A 22,847-nucleotide genomic window follows, 5' to 3' on the forward strand; every position below is an offset into this window, starting at 1 on the left:
TGTACAACCGCCATCGCGAGCAGGCTCGCTCCCACAGGTTTTTGTGTTCGCCGCATCTTTGCACCACCCTCCGGCTTCCGGGCCGTCAATAAATGCAACACGCAAAAAGGGAGAGTCCTCATGTCGGGAACTACTCTACTGATCAACCTCGCAGGCTCCATCGCCCTGTTGTTGTGGGGCACCCATATGATTTCTTCGGCGCTGTTGCGCGGCTTCGGCACGCCATTGCGTCAGTGGCTGGGCCACAACCTGAACAACCGCTGGATGGCTTTGCTGTCCGGCATCGGCATCACCGGCGTCCTGCAAAGCAGCACCGCCGTCAGCCTGATGGCGACTTCATTCACCGCTGCCGGGACGCTGGGACTGGCGCCGGCACTGGCGGTGATGCTCGGCGCCAACATCGGTTCGACCCTGGTGGTGCAACTGCTCAGCGCCGATGTGTCGATGCTCACACCCATTGTCTTGCTGGCAGGCCTGATCGTCTTTCGGCTGCGTGATGACTCGCGCTACGAAAGCGTCGGTTGTGCGTTGATCGGCTTGGGGCTGATGCTGCTGGCCCTGCACATGCTCGGTTCGACACTCGCCGAAGTGGAAGGCACGCCGATCTTCCAGCTCATCATGCAAAGCCTTGATGGCGACCTGCTGATTGCACTGCTGGTGGCGCTGATCCTCACCTGGCTCTGTCACTCCAGCGTGGCCGTGGTGCTGCTGATCGTCTCGTTGGCCGCCACCGGCATGCTCTCGGCCAGCACGATTGTCGCGCTGGTACTGGGGGTGAACATCGGCGGTGCGCTGCCTTCGGTCATCAATGCCGGTTCGAGCGTTGGCCGACGCCTGCCGCTGGGCAATCTGCTGGTGCGGGTGGCCGGTGCCCTGGTGGTCTTGCCGTTTGCCGGGTTGCTCGCTCAGGCGCCGCTCGCGCCCTCGACACTGGTGGTGTGCCTGCACACCGGTTTCAATCTGCTGCTGGGGTTGGTGTTCATCGGCCTGACCGATGTGCTCGCCAATGCCCTCACCCGACTGTTGCCGGCGCCTGAGCGGGATGTCGACCCTGGCATGCCGCACTACCTGGATGAGGCCGGTCTGGAAGTGGCCAACATCGGTTTGTCGAATGCCGCCCGCGAAGCGTTGCGCATGGCCGACATGCTCTCGGCCATGCTCGGCCGGATGCTTCAGCTGTTCCACACATCGCTACCGAGCTGCGCCGATGACGTGCGGCGCATCGATCAATCCCTGGACCTGCTCAGCGCGGCGATTCGGGCTTATCTGGCCGACATCGGCAAGGAAGGCATCAGTGACAGCGATGCCGATCGCTCCCAGGAAATCCTCACGTTCGTGATCAACCTCGAACATGCCGCGGACATTCTTTCCAGCAGCCTCGCGCAGCTGGCCATGCGCCGCTTGCGCCGGGGTGAACAGTTCTCGGCCTTCGAACTGGGCAACATCGCCCCGCTGCACGACGCCGTGCTGGAGAGTTTGAGCCTGGCGATCACCGTGTTCCTGCGCGAAGACATCGGCGCCGCGCACCAACTGATTCATCGCAAGGAGATCGTCAGAAGGCTCGAAGCAGAAGCCAGCCGTGAGCACTTTCGCCAGTTGCAGGAAGACAAAAGTACCTGGGCGGAATCCGGCGATATTTTCCAGCGGGTGCTGCGTGATTACCGGCGTGTGCATCACCACATCGCCGCGCTGGCGTATCCGCTGCTCGAACGTGCCGGTGAGCGCTCGATCGAGAGCATCGACCAGGCAAAGGAAAACCCGTCATGCGCCTGCTGATCTGTGCCGGGCGTCATTACGCCGACAGCCGTCTGTGCCGACGGGTACTCGACGCCTTCCAACGCATGCACCCGGTGCATGTGCTGATTCATGGCGGCAACCGCTTTCTGGGTGGCGAAATTGAAGAGTGGGCCCGGGAACAAGGCGCCGACATCGTGCGCTACCCGCCCAATTGGCAGCGACACGGCAAGTCGGCCGAACGCCTGCGCAACCACTTCATGCTGCTCGACAGCCGACCGGACGTCGTGATCGCCCTGCCCGGCGGCGAAGACACCGAAGAACTGCTCGCCCAAGCCCGGGTGGCCGGTTTGCAAACTTTATCGGTAGGAGATCGGAGCTGACCCGCTGCCTGCCATCGAAGACTTCAAGGTAAACCTCATGCAAAAACCAACACGTCACTTCATGTCCCTTGTACGCAGCCTGCCGCCATCGCAAGGCCGGAGGGTGCGGCGCAATCTGTTGTTCATCAGTATCACCCTGGGCCTGATCACCCTCCTGACCGTGATCTCCAAGGCCAACGCGGCCGGCGGTGCGTACGTGGTGGACGACGCCGCGATCAATGCGCCGGGAGAATGCAACATCGACGCCTGGTACCAGAGCGGTCGGCATAATCACTCATCCAGCAACGCAGTGCTGTCCCAGGACTGCACGCTCAAGGGGCTGCCCAACCTGCAACTTGGCGCGGCCATACAGCACAGCCGCGATGACGGGGATTCGGAAACTCAACTGAGCCCGCAGTTCAAAACCCTACTGTTCTCCCGCGAAGACCTCGGCATTCAATTGGCGCTGGCAGGGTCAGCGCATTTTGCCTTCCATCGTGACCACACCTTCGATGGCGCCGACCTGAACCTGCCATTCACCTACCAACCGATTGAAGCATTACGCCTGAACGTCAACGCCGGCTGGGCCCACGCCTATGACGACGGCGAGCAAAACCATCGCTGGACCTGGGGCACCGGCGTCGAGTATGACCTCGCCAGGTCCTTGACCCTGGTCGCCGAACGCTACGGCCAGCAAGGGGGCGAACAAGCCTGGCAGGCCGGGCCGCGTTTGCACATTGGCGAGCGGGTCGATGTCGATCTGGTGGTCGGCCGCGACCTGGCGGGCGAGCGTGATCAGTGGCTGACCACTGGGGCTACCGTACGGTTCTGAGCGCTCGCCTGTGCCTATATCGAATCGGCAGGGAACTCCTGAGCACCGTCAGGCATCCTAAATTATGTGTTACTTCCTTTACGCCTTAGGAGGACGCCGTCATGCGCCGTCTGTTGCTCATATCTTCACTAGTGCTTTGTTTGCCCGTTGGTTCGGCCATGGCCGATGTAGATGCAAAAGATGTCGCCACTTCGGCCGGGGTCTCCGCATCGCTGTACTCGACGTTCAAGGACGACAAAATCGTGATTCCCGCACGGGATGACGCCTCTAGCTTCGTGGCGAGTGGCGGTACGATTCGCGGCGTTTACCTGGAGTCGGTGTTGAAGGAAATTCGACAAAATCATCCCGACCTCAAGGCAAGCGACGAGGACCTGGCCAAAGCGATCCTCGCTCAATAAGGTCCAGTCGCTGAACCTGTAAAAGTCAGCCGTGGGGCTCGCAACACCGAGAGGGTGTTCGAGCCCTAGGTTGCTTGCGCCCCAGCCGACAGGCGTGCCCAGCCGGCGACCAATTGCGCGCTGATGCTGACACCGCCGCACACCACTATCACCACGTCATGGGCCTCGGCAATCGCCGGATGGTCCAGGTACGCCACCGCCAATGAAACGCCACACGCCGGCTCGACCAACTGACGCAGGTCGTTGGCGTAACGAACCACGCCCATGATCGCCTCATCATCGCTGAGCACCACGCATTCGTGGGCAAAGTCGAGAATGTGCTGCACCGGCCAGGCCGCCACCTGCGCCGCGCCAAGTGACGTGGCGACGGTATCGATGCGCGGCAATCTGACCGGGTGGCCGGCACTCACGGCGGCCGCGAAAGACGCTGCGCCCTGGGTTTCGCACGCAACGATTCGACAATCCATGCGCTGATGACGGATCAGTCCAGTGAGCAGGCCCGCCAGCAAACCTCCGCCGCCCACCGACGTCACCAACACATCGACCTGAGGACAGTCCTCGAGGATTTCATCGACCATCGTGCTGTGCCCTTCCCACAATACCGGATGATCGAAGGCTGGCACGTATTCGGTGTCCGCGCCCTTTGCGAGCTCTTTCGCCCGTTGATTGGCTTCGTCCCAGACCTTGCCGTGGACGATCACCTCGGCACCGGTTTTCCTGATCCTGGCGCGGGTGGTTTCCGGGGTGGTGTTCGGCACCACGATGCAGGCTTTCAGCCCAAGGCTGGCGGCGGCCACGGCGGTGGCCAACCCGGCGTTACCCCCGGAAGGACAAACCACTTTGCGCTTGCCCTGCTCCGCCGCCTGACTGCACAGCAGACCCATGCCGCGCAGTTTGAACGAGCCGCTGGGTTGCAGGTTTTCCAGCTTGAGCCAGATCCGTCGGGCCGGAGTCGACAGGCCCGGGTGCAGAATCAGCGGCGTTCTGATGTGAAGCATCGTGTGCTCCTTGTGACGCTCCCGGCTCGTCGAGATGTTCAGCGAGCAGGGAGTGGATAGATAGAATCATCCTTATCCAAGCTTAGTTCACCCTGCCCCGCGGCTGTCGTCCTGGCGATAACGCGCCGCCCCGCGCAGGAGCTGCCGCAGGCTGCGATCTTTTGATTTTGATTGACCCATCATTTAAAGATCAAAAGATCGCAGCCTGCGGCAGCTCCTACAATGTTTCATATGTCTTTTGGCGAAGTCAGTCATGAAAATCTCGGCCAAACTCGCGTTTTTCACCCTTGTCAGCACCCTTGCCTACCTCGCTCTCGCGGTGTTCGGGCTGGGCGGGTTGGAAGCTTTTTTCTCGCACCCACCGTTGGTGGTCATTGCGCTTGCAACCCTGGTGATGGCAATCGTGTCTTTGTTCAGCGAGGGCAACCTGAGCTCTGGCGAGCGCGAAGACCGCGCCAATCGCTGGGTGCTGCCGGTTTTCGGGGTGCTCGGGTTGTTGAGTGGGTATCTGCCAGCCTATACCGACCGGATCGACTTCTGGACCTTCGGTGGCGAGGGCGTGCGTTGGCTGGGCGCGCTGCTGTTCATCGGCGGCGGCGCGCTGCGGATGTGGCCGGTGTTTGTGCTGGGCAAACGCTTCAGCGGCCTGGTAGCGATTCAGCCGGGGCACCGCTTGGTCACCGACGGGATTTATCGGACCTTGCGCAACCCCAGTTACCTGGGGCTGCTGATCAATGGCGTGGGCTGGGCGCTGGCCTTTCGTTCCGGGGTCGGGTTGCTGCTGGTGGCGCTGATGTTGATCCCGCTGATCGCCCGCATTCGCTCCGAAGAAGCGCTGTTACTCACGCAATTCGGCAGTGAATATGAGGCTTACTGCGCCCGTAGCTGGCGATTGATTCCGGGGATTTACTAACCACCTTCGCGGGCAAGCCTCGCTCCTACAGGAATCACCGCTACCCCTGTAGGAGCGAGGCTTGCCCGCGAAGGCGGCGGCACATTCAGCATTGATGTGACTGAAAGCCCTCCCACATCAGAGTGCGTACAGGCTGATTTGGCTATGGAGATCCACTCGCGCCTCGACCGAGTCATAACTGGCCAAAGTGGCATGCGGGGTCTGGAGCGGATGAACGTGTGTCGCGGTGATGACCATGACATTGGCACCCGCCGCTTCGCCCGCACGAATCCCCACGGCGGCATCTTCAAAGATCAGGCACTCGGTGGGCTCGACCCCTAGCCGACGAGCGGCCAGTCGATAGCCCGCAGGGTCGGGTTTGCCGGCACTGACATCTTCGGCAGTGACCATCACCAAAGGTTCGGGAATGCCTGCCGCCGCCATTCGGCGCAGGGCCAGCGCCCGTGGCGCCGAGGTGACGATAGCCCATTGATTGGCGGGCAGCGACTTGAGGAAACTCGCCGCGCCGGCCACCTCGACAATCCCTTCCACATCCTCGATTTCCGCCTCGGTGATCCACGCGGCTTCAGCTTCGGCGTCCACCCCGGGCAAGGCCAGACGAGTGATAGTGTCGATCGCGCGTACGCCGTGGATGGTCGGCAGGAAGGTATCGACATCGACCCCGTGGCGCAGGGCCCAAGTGGTCCAGATCCGTTCGGCGGCAGCGATGGAATTGAGGACAGTTCCGTCCATATCGAACAGAAAGGCGCGGTACGACGTGTTGAACACGGAGGCTTGAACGGACAAAGGGCGATTTCCAGAACCAGGCGAATGTTGTCAGGCAATGTACATCACCCACGCAGGAGCTGCCGCAGGCTGCGATCTTTTGATCTTCGTTCTAAAAGCAAAATCAAAAGATCGCAGCCTGCGGCAGCGCCTACGCGGTCCGGTTCGAATGCAAGGCATTTTGCACACAATCGAGCAACTGCCCCACCGCCCAAGGTTTCTTGATGAACGCAACCCGATGCTTGACCCCGGAGCTTTTCGGGGTTTCGAAGCCGGACATGATCATGATCGGTTTGTCCGGCCAACGGTCACCGAACTGATTGGCCAGATCCGCGCCATTGAGTTTGCCCGGCATAGTGATGTCCGTCAGCAACAGTCCTACCTCCGGCGCGTGCTGCTCCAGAAACTGCGACGCGGCGTCCGCGCTGACCTTGGGTTCAACCGAAAAGCCTTCCTCCTGAAGAATTTCACACAGAAACTCCAGGATCAACGGGTCGTCCTCAACCACAAGAATCAAACCGTCAGACAAGTGCGCGCCCGCCGTCGATACTGGACCCATGACTGTGTCACTCCCTGATTACGTAAATGATTTCGCGGGCTGAAATCCCCCACCTACAGGTATGAACAGCGGACTTCGTGGAAAATTCATTTTTGATACACCTGACGTGGACATTCTCCGTCCAGGCGGACAAATACGACCGTTTGTCAGCGCATAATTGTGGTTAAAATGCCGCCCCCCCATGCATGGCCGACTTTGCCCGATGAACCCAGATGCCCTCTCCGTCCTCCACGACCATTTGCTGACAGCGCTTGCGGCTGCGCCGGCAGAAACCCGTCGGCTGTTCCACGGCCGTGGCCGCTGCTGGCCGGGGCTGGAGCAATTGACTGTCGACTGGCTGCAGGGCGTGGTGCTGGTCTCGCTGTTCAAGGAGCCAGACCCTGCGCAGCTGGAGGAGTTGAAGCGGTTGCTGATGGAGATCACTCAGGTGCCGGAGTGGAAACAATCCGGCGCGCACACTCTGCTGCTGCAACATCGCTATTTGCTGCAAAGCACTACCGAATGGCTGCTAGGGGAGCCGATAGAGGAGATGACGATCACCGAGGGCGGCCTGCATTATCGCGTGGACCTGGGCCGCAAACAGAACACCGGCCTGTTCCTCGACATGCGCTACGGCCGCGATTGGGTGCGGGCCAATGCTCAGGGCAAGCGTGTGTTGAATCTGTTCGCCTACACCTGCGGCTTCTCGGTAGCCGCCATCGAGGGGGGCGCGTTGCATGTGGTCAATCTGGACATGTCCAGCCCGGCCCTGAGCCGTGGCCGCGACAATCACCGGCTCAACGGGCATGACTTGAGCAAGGTGAGTTTTCTCGGCCATGACCTGTTCAAGTCCTGGGGCAAGGTGATCGGCAAGGGTCCATACGACCTGGTGATCATCGACCCGCCGTCCTTTCAGAAAGGCAGTTTTCTGCTTACCAAGGATTACCAGCGCGTGCTGCGCCGCCTGCCGGAATTGCTCAGCCCTCAGGGCACGGTACTGGCCTGCATGAACGATCCGGCGTTCGGTGCGGACTTTCTCATCGATGGCGTCACCCGCGAAGCGCCAAGCTTGCGGTTTGAGCAGCGGCTGGAAAATCCGCCAGAGTTCCCCGATGCCGATGTTGAATGCGGGTTGAAGGCGTTGGTGTTCACGCTGAAAAACTGAGTCACCGCCCGCCCCTGTGGGAGCGAGCCTGCTCGCGATGACGGTGGGTCAGTCGATAGCCGTATTGAATGATAAACCGCTATCGCGAGCAGGCTCGCTCCCACAAGGTATCAACGCGGCTGCAACACCAGCGCAAACAGCTCCCCATGCCCATTCACATTAAGCTTGTGATAGAGATTGCGCCGATGCACCTTCACCGTTTCCGGGGAAATACCCAGTTGCTGGGCGATGGCTTTGCTGGAAAAGCCCTGGAGAATCAGCCGCGCCGTCTCGACTTCGCGCACCGTTAAACGCGCGTCGAAGCGATCCAGCAGGGTCGCCAGATCGCCGGCCACGGCCTCGGCGGTCGGCCCTTCCGGGGGCATCAGTTGCAGGTGACGGCGCATGGCAGCCAGCACCCAGTCGCGCACGCAGAGCAGACGGCCCTGCTCCTCAAGGGTGAACGCCGTCGAGCGGCCCAACGATAAACCGAGCACCGCGCCGTCGACGTTGACCATGAACTGCAACTCGTCGCTACCCACCACCGAGCGGAAGTAGCTCAGGTAATACTCGCTCTGCTGAAACTGGTCGGGAGCCACGGCGGCCAGGCTGTGCAAGCCATCGGCAATACCGGCACAAGCGGCCTGGTAGAACGGATCGAGCAGGTACATGCCGGCGCTGTAGTCCGCCAGTTCTTCATGCTCGTCGGCGCCACCCTTGGAATCGAAATCAATCAGCAGCCGTGGCACTCGCCCCGATCGCATTACCGCGACCAACGCGTTATCCAGTGGCACCAAAAGCTGTAGCGTATCCACCAGCGCACGCCAGAACCCGTCCTGACCCAGCGCCGCAAAGACCCGCGCCAACCCTTGGTGCACCGGCAATTCTTTGAGCAACGCGTCCACGCCCTACCCCTTTCGAGTAACCCATGATGGGAATGGGTGAGTCCCCCGCCTGCCGATACGCTGCAAGCACCTGATCATCACCGGCCTGCAGCAGGCCAGGAGTGCCGCATCATGAGTTGTCATCGCTCGCATATCAACCTGGGACTGGGCGCCTGTTTGTGCGCTTCGCTTTCGGCGGTCGCCGCTGACGCCCCCACCGTGAACGTCTACAACTGGTACGACTACATCGGCCCCAACACCTTGCAGGATTTCAAGCGCGACACCGGGATCCAGCCGGTTTACGACACCTTCGACAGCGCCGAAGTCCTGGAAGGCAAACTGCTGACCAGCCGCAGCGGCTACGACGTGGTGGTGGCCAGCAACTTCAGCCTGCCGACGCTGATCAAGGCCGGGGCACTTGCACCACTGCCCCGCGCGCAAATGCCTGACTACAAAAACATGGATACCGCGCTGCTGGCGAAACTGGCCAACAACGATCCGGGTAACCAGTACGCTGTGCCGTATCTGTGGGGCACCAACGGCATCGGCTACAACGTCGACAAGGTACGCGCTGCACTGGGCGACAAGGCGCCGGTGGATTCCTGGGAGCTGGTGTTCAATGAAGCGAACCTGGCCAAGCTCGGCGAGTGCGGCGTGGCGATGCTCGACTCGCCTTCGGAGATGCTGCCGGTCGCGCTGCATTACCTGGGCCTGCCACCCAACAGCACCAACCCCGAGGACTACAAGAAAGTCCAGGCGCTGCTGCTCAAGCTGCGCCCGCACATTGCCTACTTCAATTCTTCAAAATTCATCAGCGACCTGGCCAACGGCAACATCTGCGTGGCGGTGGGTTGGTCCGGCGCGATGCTGGAAGCCAAGACCAACGCCGAACAAGCAGGCAATGGTGTGAAGATCGCCTACAGCCTGCCGAAGGAAGGGGCGCCGGTGTGGTTCGACACCTTGGTGCTGCTCAAGGACGCGCCGCATCCGCAGCAAGGCCTGGCGTTCATCGACTACTTGATGCGCCCCGAAGTCATCGCCCCGGTCACGGACCATCTGTCCTACCCCAACGGCAATCGCAGCGCGACCAGCCTGGTGGCCGAGGCGACTCGCAACAACCCCGCCGTTTACCCATCGGCCGAGGCCATGGCCAAGCTGTTCACCCTTGAACCGCTGCCCAAGGCGACCGAGCGCGTCCGCACTCGCGTCTGGAGCACCGTGAAAAACGGTCAGTGATCCTGATGCCTCTCAGCCAAGCGCAATCCCATGTGGGAGCGAGCCTGCTCGCGATGACGGTGGGTCAGTCGATATCCGTTTTGAATGATAAGCCGCTATCGCGAGCAGGCTCGCTCCCACAGGTTCCGCACCTGACTGGCATTAGTCAGTAAGCCCCTTTTTCTGCCACGAATTGAAGATGAGAGAAACGATGAAACCACGTGCCCGCGACCTGAACATTCAGTTCGGCCAACTGCAACCCGGCCCCCTCAACGCCATCACCGATGTGCCCGGCGTACGGGTCGGCCACAGCAATGTGCGAGGACAAACCGCCAGCGGCCGCGACATCTACACCGGTGTCACGCTGATCGAGCCCCGTGCCGGTTCCGCCAATCAACAGCCATGCTTCGCCGGCGTCCATGTGCTCAACGGTAACGGCGATGCCACGGGGCTTGAGTGGATTCGCGAGGCCGGCCTGCTGACCAGCCCGATTGCCTTCACCAACACCCATAGCCTGGGCATCGTGCGCGACGCGCTGATCGTTTTGGATCGTCAGGAGCAACCCGACGAAGGGCGCCTTTACTGGAACATGCCCGTGGTGCTGGAAACGTTCGACGGCTTGCTCAACGACATCAACGGTTTTCATGTACGTCCGGAACATGTGGCCGAAGCTCTGCGCACAGCCGTCGGCGGCCCGGTCATCGAAGGCGCGGTGGGCGGTGGCAGCGGGATGATCTGTCATGAATTCAAGGGCGGGATTGGCACCGCATCGCGCCGGCTGAATGGTGCTCAAGGAGGCTGGACCGTCGGCGCAATCGTCCAGGCCAACCACGGCATTCGTCACGAACTGCGCGTCGACGGTTACCCCGTGGGGCGTTATATGGAGCAGGTCGACTCGCCCTTCCTCAAGGCCTCCCTGCCCCATCCGGGCATGGGCTCCATCGTCGTTTGCCTGGCCACCGACGCGCCTCTTTTGCCACACCAATGCACGCGCCTCGCACAACGTGCCAGCCTCGGCCTGGCTCGCACCGGTGGCGGCAATGAAGACCACAGCGGCGACATTTTCGTCGCCTTCGCCACCGGTAATCAGCACGTGCCGCCAGCCGCCTATGAAGGCAAAGGCGCGCCTACTTGCGATCACCTGAGGATGGTCAACAACGACCACATCAGTGAGCTGTTCCTGGCCGCCACCGAAGCCGTGGAAGAAGCCATCATCAACGCCCTGCTGGCCGCGAACACCACCGAAGGCAACGGCCATACGGTGCCGGGCCTGGATGCCAACACCTTGCTCAAAGCACTGCGTCAGGCAGGCTGGCCGGGGGGATTAGACTAATGGTACTTGAGTGCCAGCCACCGGCTTCTTACGATGTTGATACGTAGCGGTTGGAGGTTTAAAGCCGTTGCGTAGGTGGTGAGTGAACTGAACCCCAATAAGCTCACCACTTGTTTCATGCGCATCTTGAGCCTCTGGGCTCTACTTCCTCCCCATCAAAGAGCTTTGAGGCTCTTTTTTTGCCTGTAAAAACTCCAGCCCGGCATCTGACCGCAACGCGAGTCAGGACTTTGTAGGAGCCAGGCTTGCCGGCGAAGGCGTCCTTGAGAGTGCCTTCGCCGGCAAGCCTGGCTCCTACGAAAGCTCGCTTACTGACGCCGACTGCAAAACAGCCCGTCCAGACTGAGCCCCCCCCGCCAGGACAGCGGCGTAATGCCACCTATACTACAAACCACCTTCCCCCACGGGGGTCTGCGCTACCAACAATAAAAAGCAGAGGTGGAACATGGTCTGGCAGCAAATCTACGACCCCTTCGGCAACCCGTTGCTATCAACCATCATGGCGGCGGTGCCGGTGGTGGTGATGCTGGTCTCCCTGGCGTTTTTCCACATCAAGGCGCACCTGGCGGCATTGTTGGCCCTGGGCTCGGCTTTGCTGATTGCGATTTTCGCCTTCGGCATGCCGGCGGACATGGCGGGCTCGGCGGCGCTTTACGGTGCCGCCAACGGTCTGCTGCCGATCGGCTGGATCGTGCTTAACATCATCTTCCTGCATCGGCTGACCACCGAGAACGGTTCGTTCAAAGTGCTGCAGGATTCCCTGGCGCGCATCACCGACGATCGACGTCTGCAACTGCTGTTGATTGCCTTCTGTTTCGGCGCCTTCTTCGAAGGGGCCGCCGGTTTCGGCACCCCCGTGGCGGTGACCGGGGCCATTCTGATCGGGCTGGGCTTCTCGCCCCTGGCCGCGTCGGGCCTGGCACTGATCGCCAATACCGCACCCGTGGCATTCGGCGCCCTGGGTACGCCCATCATCACCCTGGCCAAAGTGACCGGGCTGGATGAAATGGAACTGTCGATGATGGTCGGTCGGCAACTGCCATTTTTCTCGGTGATTGTGCCGTTCTGGCTGATCTGGGCCTTCGCCGGCTGGCGCAAGATGCTGGAAATCTGGCCGGCGATTCTGGTCGCCGGGGTCAGCTTCGCCGTACCGCAATTCCTCGTGTCCAACTACCACGGGCCGATGCTGGTGGACGTGATCGCCGCGCTGATTTCCATGGCCTGCCTGACCGCTTTCCTCAAGGTCTGGAAGCCGGCCAGCGTGCACACCTCCGCCGCCTTGTCGGGGCGCACCGACAACTCCAGGGTCGAGGCAGACGCGGACGAGAAACCCAGCGCAACCTTTGCCAGCGACGCCAAACCTGCCGTGATGCGGGCGTGGATGCCATGGATCATCCTCACAGTCTTCGTGTTTGCCTGGGGCACCCAGAGCTTCAAAAACCTGTTCGACACCCGCCCGGTCATGGATCCGCAAACCCACTCGGCCAAGCTCGACCCCCAAGGCAAGCCGATGCGCGAGGCCAACCCGATCTTTGCCCCGACCTTGACCTTCGCCACGATTCACCAACAGATCGAAAAGGTGCCGCCCGTGGTACCTGCACCTAAAAAAGAGGACGCGGTCTACAAGTTCACCTGGCTCACCAGCACCGGCAGTGGCATCTTGCTGGCGGCGATCCTCGGCGGGCTGCTGATGGGTTATTCGATCCCGCAGCTGCTGCACCATTACCTGCGAACGCTGTGGGTGGTGCGCTACTCGCTCATCACGATTGTGGCCATGCTTGCCCTGGGCTTCCTGACCCGCTACTCGGGCCTCGACGCCACGATGGGTCTGGCCTTCGCCGCCACGGGGATTTTCTACCCCATGTTCGGCACGCTGCTCGGCTGGCTCGGCGTTGCCCTGACCGGTTCGGACACGGCCTCCAACGTGCTGTTCGGCGGCTTGCAACGGGTGACCGCCGAGCAACTGGGCCTGAGCCCGGTATTGATGGCCGCGGCCAACAGTTCCGGCGGGGTCATGGGCAAGATGGTCGACGCCCAGTCAATCGTGGTCGCGTCCACCGCCACCCGCTGGTACGGCCATGAAGGGGAAATCCTGCGCTACGTGTTTTTCCACTCCGTGGTGCTGGCGATTCTGGTCGGCGGGCTGGTGACGTTGCAGGCGTATGTGGCGCCGTTCAGCCATATGGTGGTGGGCGGGCATTGATCGAGGCGAATGCTGTTGGCCATGGCCCGGGTTCACGACCCGGGCCATGGTTCAGGCCGGATAACCGCCGTTTACCTCAGGCCGAAACTTGCGCATGGCAACAGTAGGCTAAGCTTTCAGCAGCTCATTGCTCACGATGCTCGATTCTGCAGGTTTTGGTTTTTTCTGGAGAGCGTCAGCAACAGCTACTTCAGACAGGCCCAAACTTTTCACGCAGGACTGACGTGATGACCGAGCCCCTCCTCAGCTTTGATGCACTCAAGCGCGCCGCTGCCTCCGGCGAGATCGATACCGTGTTGGTCTGCATGGTCGACATGCAAGGACGACTGGTCGGCAAGCGATTCCAGGTCGAGTTTTTCATCGACAGCGGCCATGAAGAAACCCACTGCTGCAATTACCTGCTGGCTGACGACATCGACATGGAGCCGGTGCCGGGTTACGCCGCGGCCAGCTGGAGCAAAGGCTATGGCGACTTTGTCCTGAAACCCGACATGGCCACCTTGCGTCGCGTGCCCTGGCTGGAATGCACGGCGCTGGTGCTCTGCGACGTACTCGATCATCACCATCGGCGCGATCTGCCGCACAGCCCGCGGGCGATTCTGAAAAAACAGGTCGAGCGCCTGCGCGAACGCGGCTATACCGGCATGTTCGCCTCGGAGCTGGAGTTCTATCTGTTCGACGAGAGCTATGAGGCGATCCACGAGCGCAACTACCACAAGCCGAAGACCGCCGGCCATTACATCGAGGATTACAACATCCTGCAGACCACCCGCGAGGAGCCGGTATTGCGGGCGATTCGCAAGCATCTGCAGGCCTGCGGCATTCCCGTGGAAAACTCCAAAGGTGAATGGGGGCCGGGGCAGGAAGAGATCAACATCCGTTATGCCGACGCGCTGACCATGGCCGATCACCATGTGATCATCAAGCACGCCTGCAAGGAGATCGCGCAACTGCAGGGCAAGGCGATCACGTTCATGGCCAAGTGGCGCTATGACGCCGCCGGTTCCAGCAGCCATGTGCACAATTCGCTATGGGACAAGAATGGCAAAAAATCGCTGTTCTTCGACCCCAAGGCCGAGTTTGGCATGTCGAAACTAATGCGCTCCTGGGTGGCCGGACAGCTCAAATACGCCAACGACATCACCTGTTTTCTGGCGCCCTACATCAATTCGTACAAGCGCTTCCAGGCCGGCACTTTCGCGCCTACGCGGGCCGTATGGAGTCGGGACAATCGCACCGCAGGCTTTCGCCTGTGCGCGGAAGGCAGCAAGGCCATCCGCATCGAATGCCGCATCGGTGGTGCCGACCTCAACCCTTATCTGGCCTTCGCTGCCTTGATCGCCGCAGGCCTGGCCGGTATCGACGAAAAGCTCAGTCTTACGCCGCCCTTCGAGGGCGATGCCTACGTCGACGAGCACTTGCCCGAAGTGTCGAAAACCTTGCGTGATGCCTGCGCCGCGCTCAAGGCGTCGAGCATGTTGCGCGAGGCATTCGGCGATGAAGTGATCGACCACTACGTGCACACCGCCGAGTGGGAACAGAAAGAGTACGACCGGCGCATCACCGACTGGGAACTGCAGCGCGGCTTCGAGCGCTATTGAGCACGCCATGACTGAGATCGTTCAACTCATCTCCCCGGTCGATGGCCGGGTCTACGCTGAACGCCGCCGTGTCGACGCGGCGCAGCTCGACCAGGCTCTGGCGGCGGCCGCAGCCGCCCAGGCGCAATGGCAGCGCCGGCCACTGAGCGAACGCGCCGCGTTTTGCAGCGCCGCCGTGGACGCAATGCTGGCGATGAAGGCCGAGATCGTGCCGGAGCTGGCCTGGCAGATGGGTCGCCCGGTACGCTTCGGCGCCGGCGAGCTGCGCGGTTTCGAAGAGCGTGCGCGGCACATGATCGCCATTGCGCCTGAGGCGTTGGCAGCGATTGAACCTGCGCCTGTCGCCGGTTTTCGGCGCCGTATCAAACGCGAGCCGCTGGGTACGGTGCTGGTCGTCGCACCGTGGAATTACCCCTATCTGACGGCGGTGAATACGATCATTCCGGCGCTGATGGCGGGCAACAGCGTGATCCTCAAGCACGCCACACAAACGCTGCTGGTCGGCGAACGGTTCGCCGAGGCGTTGCGCCGCGCCAATCTGCCCGAAGGCCTGTTCCACAACGTGCTGCTCGATCATCAGCAGACCGCCGCGATCATCGCTTCAGGACGCGTGCAGCAGGTGAACTTCACCGGTTCAGTCGACGCCGGCAAAGCCATGGAAAGCGCCGCCACTGGATGCTTCCTCGGCGTGGGCCTGGAGCTTGGCGGCAAAGACCCCGCCTACGTCCGGGCAGACGCCAACCTTGAGCATGCGGTGGAAAACCTGGTGGACGGCAGTTTCTTCAACTCCGGGCAGAGCTGCTGCGCCGTCGAGCGTATTTATGTCGATGAAAAAATCTACCCGGCGTTTGTCGAGCGCTTCGTCGCCTTGACCCGCCAATACGTGCTGGGCAACCCGCTGGACGAAGCCACTACCCTCGGCCCGCTGATTACGCCGAGCGCCGCTGAATTCGTTCGCGGGCAGATCGCCGATGCGCTGGCACAAGGGGCCAGGGCGTTGATCGATCCAAAGGACTTTCCCGCCGATGCACCCGGCAGCGCCTATCTAGCGCCGCAGGTGTTGGTGGACGTCACCCACCAAATGTCGGTGATGCGTGAGGAAAGCTTTGGCCCGGTGGTCGGCATCATGCCGGTGGCCAGCGACGACGAAGCCATCGCGTTGATGAACGACAGTGAGTTCGGGCTCAGCGCGTCCATCTGGACCCAGGATCTCGCTGCCGCCGAACGCATCGGCGACGAGATCGCCACCGGCACTGTGTTCATGAACCGCTGCGATTATCTGGACCCGGCCCTGGCCTGGACCGGGGTGAAAAACAGCGGGCGCGGCATCACGCTGTCGCGCCTTGGCTATGAACACCTGACTCGCGCGAAATCCTTCCATCTGCGCCACGAGATCTGAGCCATGAGCCTGACCGCGAACTGGAACTACCCCACGAGCATCCGCTTTGGCGTTGGCCGCATCGCCGAACTGGCCGAAGTCTGCCGCAGCCAAGGTATCCAGCGACCGTTGCTGGTCACTGACAGTGGCCTGGCGCGTGCCCCGATCACCACGGCGGCGGTGGAATCCTTGCGCGCTGCCGGCCTTGGTGTAGCGCTGTTTTGCGACCTCAAGCCCAATCCGATTGAAGCCAATCTGGCAGGAGGCCTCGACGCCTGGCGCGCCGGCAAACACGATGGAGTGGTCGCCTTCGGCGGTGGCAGCGGGCTGGACATGGGCAAGCTCATCGCGTTCATGAGCGGCCAGACCCGACCGGTTTGGGATTTCGAAGACATCGGCGACTACTGGACACGCGCCGACGAAAGCAGCATCGCCCCGGTCATTGCGGTGCCGACCACCGCCGGCACCGGTTCCGAGGTGGGCCGTGCGGCGGTGATCATCGACGAGCGTACGCACACCAAACGCATCATCTTTCACCCGAAAATGATGCCGCGCGTAGTCATCAGCGACCCGGCCCTCACCGTCGGCATGCCGGCAAAAGTCACCGCTGGCACGGGCATGGATGCCTTTGCCCATTGCCTGGAATCGTACTGCGCTCCCGGCTTTCATCCGATGGCCGAAGGGATTGCGGTGGAAGGCATGCGCCTGGTGGCCAATGCCCTGGTACGCGCCGTACACACCCCCTCCGACCTCGACGCGCGCGCGCAAATGCTGGCGGCTGCGGCGATGGGTGCTACCGCTTTCCAGAAAGGCCTGGGTGGCATGCACGCACTCGCCCATCCGGTGGGCGCTCTGTACGACACCCACCACGGCATGACCAATGCCACGTTCATGCCCTATGTACTCAAGTTCAATCGCCCGGCCATCGAAGAACGCATCACCCGCCTGGCGGCTTATTTGCGTCTGCCCTCCCCGGGCTTCGACAGCTTTCTGGCCTTCGTCCTCAAGCTGCGCAAAGACATCGGCGTGCCGCATACGCTGTTTGAACTGGGGGTGGATGACAAGCAGGCCGATTTGATCGCGGACATGGCGATTGTCGACCCCTGCGCCGGCGGCAACCCGTTGCCGTTGACACGAACTGGCGCGGCAGAAATTTTCGACGCGGCGTTTCACGGCCGTCTCTAGAGCAATCGTCTGTCCATGGCCAACGTGTGAGCACGCAACCTGGATGGATTTCAACCGTTAGAGGCAGGAGCAGTACGACAGGGGGTTGAAGACAAACCCATTCGGCAACGCACCACGCGGATGGATGTGGATCAAAACCTGAACAAGAGCACACGTTATGAGTCCAGTAAGCCAACCCGGCGCCACCGCGCCACAAGACGACGACCTCAAGGTGTTGCACAACATGGGCTATGCCCAGCAACTCTCGCGACGCATGGGCGTTTTCTCCAACTTTGCCATTTCCTTTTCGATCATTTGCATCCTCTCGGGTGGCATCAACTCGCTGGCGCAGGGCACTTCGGGTGCAGGCGGTGCAGCCATCGGCATCGGCTGGCCACTGGGCTGCCTGATCTCCGGGGTTTTCGCCATGGCCATGGCACAGATTTCCTCGGCCTACCCAACGGCTGGCGGCCTCTATCACTGGGGCTCGATTCTCGGTAACCGCTTCACCGGCTGGCTGACGGCCTGGTTCAATCTGTTGGGGCTGATCACGGTGCTCGGCGCGATCAACGTCGGTACCTATTACTTCTTTTTCGGTGCCTTCGGACCGGCCCTGGGAATGGAAGACACCATCACCACACGGATCACTTTCCTGGCGATCCTGACTGGCCTCCAGGCTTTGTGTAACCACTTCGGCATCGGCCTGACGGCAAAGCTCACCGACTTCTCGGGTTACCTGATCTTCGCCACGGCGCTCGCGCTGACCATTGTCTGCCTGATCTCCGCGCCCAGCTTTGAGTTCGCCCGGTTGGTGACCTTCGGCAACTACTCCGGTGAGGCCGGCGGCAGCGTCTGGCCACAGGTGTCGAACGGCTGGATATTCATGCTCGGCCTGCTCTTGCCGATCTACACCATCACCGGCTATGACGCCTCGGCGCATACCTCCGAAGAAACCCATCAGGCATCCGTGTCGGTACCGGTCGGGATGGTCAGCTCGGTGGCCTGGTCGTTGCTGTTCGGCTGGGTCATGCTCTGCTCGTTTGTACTGATGCTGCCGAGCATGGACGAGGCGGCGAAGCACGGTTGGAATGTGTTCTTCTGGGCGATGGACACTCAGGTGAACCCGGCGATCAAAATGGCGCTTTACCTGGCGATTTTCATCTCGCAGGTTCTCTGCGGGCTGGCGACCGTGACCTCGGTCTCACGCATGATCTTCGCGTTTTCCCGTGACGGCGGCCTGCCCTTCTCCAAAGCATTGGCCTCGGTCTCACCGACCCATCGCAGCCCGGTGGCGGCGATCTGGACCGGTGCCACGCTCGCGGTGTTGTTCGTGTGGGGATCGTCCCTGGTATCGATCGGCGAAACGCCGGTTTACACGATCGTGGTCTCCTGCACGGTGATCTTCCTGTTCTTCTCTTTCATCATTCCCATCGTGCTGGGCCTGTTTACCTACGGGACTGCGAAGTGGCCGACCATGGGGCCGTGGAACATGGGGCGCGGGTTTTACTCGTTGTTCGCCATCCTCTCGATCCTTTCGATGGTGCTGATCTTTGTCATCGGCATCCAGCCACCGAACGATTGGGCGCTGTACATCACGCTCGGCTTTCTGATTCTGACGGCAATCATCTGGTTCGCCTTTGAAGCCCGGCGCTTCCAGGGCCCGCCCGTGGGCGACATGATCATCAAGCGCCAGGCAGAAATCGCCGCGGCTGAAGAGGCGTTGAACAAACAGGCTGGGAGCTGACATGTAGGAGCCAGGCTGCCGGCGAAGGCGTCCTCAAGAGCGCCTTCGCCGGCAAGCCTGGCTCCTACGAAAAGCGTATCAACCAACAGGAAGCACAAGGTGCGTGTCTTGATTAATCAAATACGAATAATGGCGATAAGTAACTTGACGCTTATGAAGAAGTAACTGAACAGCGCTTCCTTCATCGCCAAACTTAATATTGAACACACCACTTCCTAACCCATCGCGATTAATAAAATAATATAAAAAATTACTCTTCAGTTGCCCATTGCATATTTATCCGCGCCTGCTTAACTGCAAAAACTGCTGATGACAGCAGTGCCCGCAAAACACCACGGAAGGAATCGTTATGAGCAGTTCAACCCGCCATAGCATGCCCCCCTATGGGGTGGCCATCCAAAGCGCGATCAAGGCAGGCAGCCTGCCGGAAATGAAGACGCTATTGAAACAACGCGATGCATCCACACCAGAAAACAAAGAGCTAACGACCGCTTACGAGCAATTGGCAAAGGAAGTCGCACGCCTGGAAAAGCACTAACCGCTATTTCCGCTCCCCTTATTGCAATGGAGGCAATAACCATGTCTGGTTCTAATCAACAACCTGTCGGTTTGTTCCCGCTCGGCTACCGAATTGGTACTTCGGCACCGGGTGCACAAAGTCTGGCACTTAATCTTTTGGTCTTTACTCCTGACGAGACTGTCAACGGCACCGCCGCAATCACTCAGGCGACCAACCCGCCTCTGGATGTGCACTCCGATGTGTGGGGCGAATACACCTACCTGACGGTCATGTCACCCGGCGTCAGCAAAATCCTGATCACCGCACAAGGCAATCACGGCGGCTCAGGCTCGAATTCCATCGTGAATTTCAAGTTGCAACTGGTGGTGGGCACCGACTGGAAAGAAGGCGTCGCCAACTACTCGTACTTGAATGGTCAGCAGTGGGTCGAGGTCAACAATGCTCCCGCCCATCTCATTGAGGCGGTGCCGTCCCACGTATCCCCGCTGCCGTTGGAACCCGGGCCGGTGATTCCGCCGGAGTCATCGTATCCGCCAATCATGCCGCTGTACGCCGCACCGATCCAAAGTGCAATGGCCAGCGGTGACCTGGCCCAGATGAAAAACCTGTCGCGCCTGGCCCAGCAGCAACTCGATCAGCAACCCCAACTGCAGAGTGCGCTTGAAACGGCCAAGGAAGAAATCAGCCGACAGGAACGCCGCTGACTCGCCCACGACACATGCCCGACTTGTCTTGAATACAAATAAGGGAGCAGCACCATGTCAATCGGACTTTTTCATACCCGCCTCAATGTCAGCAATCACCTGCTGGGCGCACCGGTTTTAACCCTCGATCTGCTGGTGGATACCACAAAGAAAAAAGTCAGCGGGATTGCCAGTATTTTCCAAAGCACCTACCCACCCCTCAACTTCCGTGCCCGTGTCTGGGGTGAATACTCCGAAGCCAAACTGGTGCCGACGGCGGAGAGCCACATCATCCTCACCCTGGCCGGCAGCCCGAGCGGCCCTCTCAGTCAGATCGCCCAGACCTTCGGTTTGAAGGGCATTTTAGGCGGCGATTGGGCGAGCGGTTATGCCGACTACAAGTACCAGGAACAGGGCGTCTGGCATTACGTGAAACACGCAGCGGTCAGCCAGGCTCCCGTTATTGTGCGCCCAGAGCATCCGCACCATCCGGTGCCGCTCTACGCCGTCGCGGTCCAGCAAGCGCAAACCAGCGGTGACCTGGCGCAACTGAAGGCCGTGGTCAGCCAGGGTGAACAGCAACTGGCCCATAGCGGTGCGCTGCGCAACGCGCTGGACCAGTTGAACGTTGAAATCAAGCGGCTGGAGGCTCGCTAACCCGCACTACCGGGCTTGCCCCCAACCTGTGGGAGCCGAGCCTGCTCGCGATGAGGGCGGTACATTCAGCGCCAACGTTGGCTGACCCAACGCCATCGCGAGCAGGCTCGCTCCCACAGGGCTACGGTGTTCAGTCCTTAACTGACTGGCATTAGCCGAGCCCGGGTTCTTTTCAACTTCAACAGGTAAATCCGGTCGCGCCACTGCCCCAAGGAAGGCGCGAACACTTCGATGGATTCGTGCCGCGCACGCGTTGTGCGCAAGGATTTTCCATGTCAGACAGTCGCCCTGCCCGCTACCTCAGTGAAACCGACCTCAAACGCTACGTGCCGGTGCATGTGGTCTGGGAAATCACCCTGGCCTGCGACCTCAAATGCCTGCATTGCGGCTCACGCGCAGGCCATCGACGCCCCGATGAATTGAACACCCGGGAATGCCTGGACGTCATCGATTCACTGGCCGCCCTCGGCACCCGCGAGATCACCCTGATCGGTGGTGAAGCCTATTTGCGCAAGGACTGGACGCAACTGATCCAGGCCATCCACGATCACGGCATGTATTGCGCCATACAAACCGGTGGACGCAACCTGACACCGGCAAAAATGCAGGCAGCGGTGGATGCCGGGCTCAATGGCGTCGGTGTTTCACTGGATGGACTGGCCCCGCTGCATGACGCGGTGCGCAATGTTCCGGGCTCGTTCGACAAGGCGGTAGACACCTTGCGACGCGCCAAACAGTCCGGGCTTGCGGTGAGCGTCAACACACAGATCGGCGCGGCCACATTGCCCGATCTGCCTGAGCTGATGGACCTGATCATCGGCCTCGGCGCCACTCACTGGCAGATCCAGCTGACGGTCGCGATGGGCAATGCCGTCGATCACCCGGAGCTGTTGTTGCAGCCTTATCAACTGCTGGAAGTGATGCCGTTGCTGGCGCGTCTGTATCGCGAAGGTGTCGATCGCGGCCTGCTGATGAACGTGGGCAACAACATTGGTTACTACGGTCCTTATGAACACATGTGGCGTGGTTTCGGCGACGAGCGCGTGCACTGGAGTGGCTGCGCCGCCGGCCAGACCGTGCTGGCGCTGGAAGCCGACGGTACCGTCAAGGGTTGCCCGTCATTGGCAACCGTGGGGTTTTCGGGCGGCAACGTTCGCAACATGAGCCTGCACGATATCTGGCACTACAGCGAAGGGATGCACTTTGGCCGACTGCGCGGCGTCGAAGACCTGTGGGGTTACTGCCGAAGCTGTTACTACAACGACGTTTGCCGTGGCGGCTGCACCTGGACGTCGCACTCCCTGCTTGGCAAACCCGGCAACAACCCCTACTGCCATTACCGCGCGCTGGACCTGCAAAAACGCGGGCTGCGCGAGCGCATCGTCAAACTCGAAGACGCGGCCAAGACGTCCTTCGCCGTCGGACGTTTTGACCTGATCACCGAACGCATCGATACCGGCGAGACGGTCAGCAGCGTCAGCGACAGCGGCCAGGTGATCAAACTGGCCTGGGCAAACCAGGGCCAGAAATCACCGGACGAAGGACGTATTCCACCGCAATTGGCGCTGTGTCGAGGTTGCTTGCAGTACATCCATGCGCACGAAGTGACCTGCCCTCACTGTGACGCCGATGTCGCCGCCGCAGAAGCCGTGCACCAGACAGACCGTGCCCGGCAACAAGCGATCATCAACACCCTGACCGGCCTGTTGGGGATGCCGCAAAATACCTTGATGTGACTTCGTCATGCCCATAAAAACGCCCATGTAGGAGCCAGGCTTGCC

Annotated in this window: 21 protein-coding genes; 17 read left to right on the forward strand and 4 right to left on the reverse strand. The window is 60.9% G+C overall.

Features of this window, described 5'->3' with window-relative positions:
- Positions 1 to 120: 120 nt before the first annotated feature.
- The 4 genes from PMI30_RS08500 to PMI30_RS08485 all read left to right on the forward strand — a co-directional run bounded on the left by PMI30_RS08500 (position 121) and on the right by PMI30_RS08485 (position 3,326).
- Positions 121 to 1,776, forward strand: a complete 1,656-nt coding sequence (locus tag PMI30_RS08500) for a Na/Pi cotransporter family protein (protein ID WP_008012171.1) — start codon at positions 121 to 123, stop codon at positions 1,774 to 1,776.
- A complete protein-coding gene (locus PMI30_RS08495; RefSeq protein ID WP_008012173.1) occupies positions 1,764 to 2,117 on the forward strand; it encodes a DUF2493 domain-containing protein in 354 nt (117 codons plus the stop codon). Before PMI30_RS08500 ends, PMI30_RS08495 begins: the two co-directional genes overlap by 13 nt.
- Positions 2,118 to 2,154: 37 nt before the next feature.
- On the forward strand, positions 2,155 to 2,928 hold the full coding sequence (locus PMI30_RS08490) for a hypothetical protein (RefSeq protein ID WP_008012175.1): 774 nt from the start codon (positions 2,155 to 2,157) through the stop codon (positions 2,926 to 2,928).
- Between the two features lie 101 nt (positions 2,929 to 3,029).
- A complete protein-coding gene (locus PMI30_RS08485; protein WP_008012177.1) occupies positions 3,030 to 3,326 on the forward strand; it encodes a DUF2388 domain-containing protein in 297 nt (98 codons plus the stop codon).
- A 65-nt stretch (positions 3,327 to 3,391) separates the two neighbouring features.
- Here PMI30_RS08485 and PMI30_RS08480 read toward each other — a convergent pair whose 3' ends face one another.
- The gene (locus PMI30_RS08480; RefSeq protein WP_008012178.1) at positions 3,392 to 4,324 is read right to left on the reverse strand and encodes a pyridoxal-phosphate dependent enzyme; all 933 of its coding nucleotides are present in this window, start codon (positions 4,322 to 4,324) and stop codon (positions 3,392 to 3,394) included.
- A gap of 253 nt (positions 4,325 to 4,577) precedes the next feature.
- Between PMI30_RS08480 and PMI30_RS08475 the strand changes: the two genes are divergently transcribed.
- Entirely contained in the window at positions 4,578 to 5,237 is a 660-nt protein-coding gene (locus PMI30_RS08475) for a methyltransferase family protein (protein ID WP_008012180.1), read from the forward strand.
- A 117-nt stretch (positions 5,238 to 5,354) separates the two neighbouring features.
- On the opposite strand, the gene PMI30_RS08470 is transcribed toward PMI30_RS08475, so the two are convergent.
- Entirely contained in the window at positions 5,355 to 6,023 is a 669-nt protein-coding gene (locus tag PMI30_RS08470) for an HAD-IA family hydrolase (RefSeq protein ID WP_008012182.1), read from the reverse strand.
- 130 nt (positions 6,024 to 6,153) lie between these two features.
- On the reverse strand, positions 6,154 to 6,561 hold the full coding sequence (locus PMI30_RS08465; RefSeq protein WP_008012183.1) for a response regulator: 408 nt from the start codon (positions 6,559 to 6,561) through the stop codon (positions 6,154 to 6,156).
- A 202-nt stretch (positions 6,562 to 6,763) separates the two neighbouring features.
- On the opposite strand from PMI30_RS08465, the gene PMI30_RS08460 reads away from it, so the two are divergent.
- Complete coding sequence (locus PMI30_RS08460; protein WP_008012184.1) at positions 6,764 to 7,705, forward strand: class I SAM-dependent methyltransferase; 942 nt, start codon at positions 6,764 to 6,766, stop codon at positions 7,703 to 7,705.
- Positions 7,706 to 7,815: 110 nt separating this feature from the next.
- Here the strand turns inward: PMI30_RS08460 and PMI30_RS08455 are convergent, their stop codons facing one another.
- Positions 7,816 to 8,589, reverse strand: a complete 774-nt coding sequence (locus PMI30_RS08455) for a helix-turn-helix transcriptional regulator (protein WP_008012186.1) — start codon at positions 8,587 to 8,589, stop codon at positions 7,816 to 7,818.
- Between the two features lie 111 nt (positions 8,590 to 8,700).
- Here PMI30_RS08455 and PMI30_RS08450 point away from each other — a divergent pair, with 111 nt between their 5' ends.
- The 11 genes from PMI30_RS08450 (at position 8,701) to PMI30_RS08400 (ending at position 22,802) form a co-directional block, all read left to right on the forward strand.
- Complete coding sequence (locus tag PMI30_RS08450) at positions 8,701 to 9,804, forward strand: polyamine ABC transporter substrate-binding protein (RefSeq protein WP_008012187.1); 1,104 nt, start codon at positions 8,701 to 8,703, stop codon at positions 9,802 to 9,804.
- A gap of 190 nt (positions 9,805 to 9,994) precedes the next feature.
- Complete coding sequence (locus PMI30_RS08445; protein ID WP_008012189.1) at positions 9,995 to 11,116, forward strand: DmpA family aminopeptidase; 1,122 nt, start codon at positions 9,995 to 9,997, stop codon at positions 11,114 to 11,116.
- Positions 11,117 to 11,561: 445 nt separating this feature from the next.
- The gene (locus tag PMI30_RS08440) at positions 11,562 to 13,319 is read left to right on the forward strand and encodes an L-lactate permease (protein WP_008012193.1); all 1,758 of its coding nucleotides are present in this window, start codon (positions 11,562 to 11,564) and stop codon (positions 13,317 to 13,319) included.
- Between the two features lie 227 nt (positions 13,320 to 13,546).
- The gene (locus PMI30_RS08435) at positions 13,547 to 14,920 is read left to right on the forward strand and encodes a glutamine synthetase family protein (RefSeq protein WP_008012195.1); all 1,374 of its coding nucleotides are present in this window, start codon (positions 13,547 to 13,549) and stop codon (positions 14,918 to 14,920) included.
- Positions 14,921 to 14,927: 7 nt separating this feature from the next.
- Positions 14,928 to 16,319: an aldehyde dehydrogenase family protein gene (locus tag PMI30_RS08430; RefSeq protein ID WP_008012197.1), complete on the forward strand. Its 1,392-nt coding sequence runs from the start codon at positions 14,928 to 14,930 to the stop codon at positions 16,317 to 16,319.
- A gap of 3 nt (positions 16,320 to 16,322) precedes the next feature.
- Positions 16,323 to 17,483: an iron-containing alcohol dehydrogenase gene (locus tag PMI30_RS08425; RefSeq protein ID WP_008012200.1), complete on the forward strand. Its 1,161-nt coding sequence runs from the start codon at positions 16,323 to 16,325 to the stop codon at positions 17,481 to 17,483.
- A gap of 157 nt (positions 17,484 to 17,640) precedes the next feature.
- Positions 17,641 to 19,206 carry an amino acid permease gene (locus PMI30_RS08420; protein WP_008012202.1) on the forward strand — a complete coding sequence of 522 codons (1,566 nt, stop codon included), beginning with the start codon at positions 17,641 to 17,643 and terminating at the stop codon, positions 19,204 to 19,206.
- Positions 19,207 to 19,555: 349 nt separating this feature from the next.
- A complete protein-coding gene (locus PMI30_RS08415; protein WP_008012203.1) occupies positions 19,556 to 19,744 on the forward strand; it encodes a DUF1843 domain-containing protein in 189 nt (62 codons plus the stop codon).
- A gap of 41 nt (positions 19,745 to 19,785) precedes the next feature.
- A complete protein-coding gene (locus PMI30_RS08410) occupies positions 19,786 to 20,430 on the forward strand; it encodes a DUF1842 domain-containing protein (RefSeq protein ID WP_008012205.1) in 645 nt (214 codons plus the stop codon).
- Positions 20,431 to 20,484: 54 nt separating this feature from the next.
- Complete coding sequence (locus PMI30_RS08405; RefSeq protein ID WP_008012207.1) at positions 20,485 to 21,066, forward strand: DUF1842 domain-containing protein; 582 nt, start codon at positions 20,485 to 20,487, stop codon at positions 21,064 to 21,066.
- A 272-nt stretch (positions 21,067 to 21,338) separates the two neighbouring features.
- Positions 21,339 to 22,802, forward strand: coding sequence for a GDL motif peptide-associated radical SAM/SPASM maturase (locus PMI30_RS08400; RefSeq protein ID WP_008012209.1), 1,464 nt, complete (start codon positions 21,339 to 21,341; stop codon positions 22,800 to 22,802).
- Positions 22,803 to 22,847 lie beyond the last annotated feature (45 nt).

The sequence above is a fragment of the Pseudomonas sp. GM50 genome, assembly GCF_000282375.1.
Taxonomy (GTDB): Bacteria; Pseudomonadota; Gammaproteobacteria; order Pseudomonadales; family Pseudomonadaceae; genus Aquipseudomonas.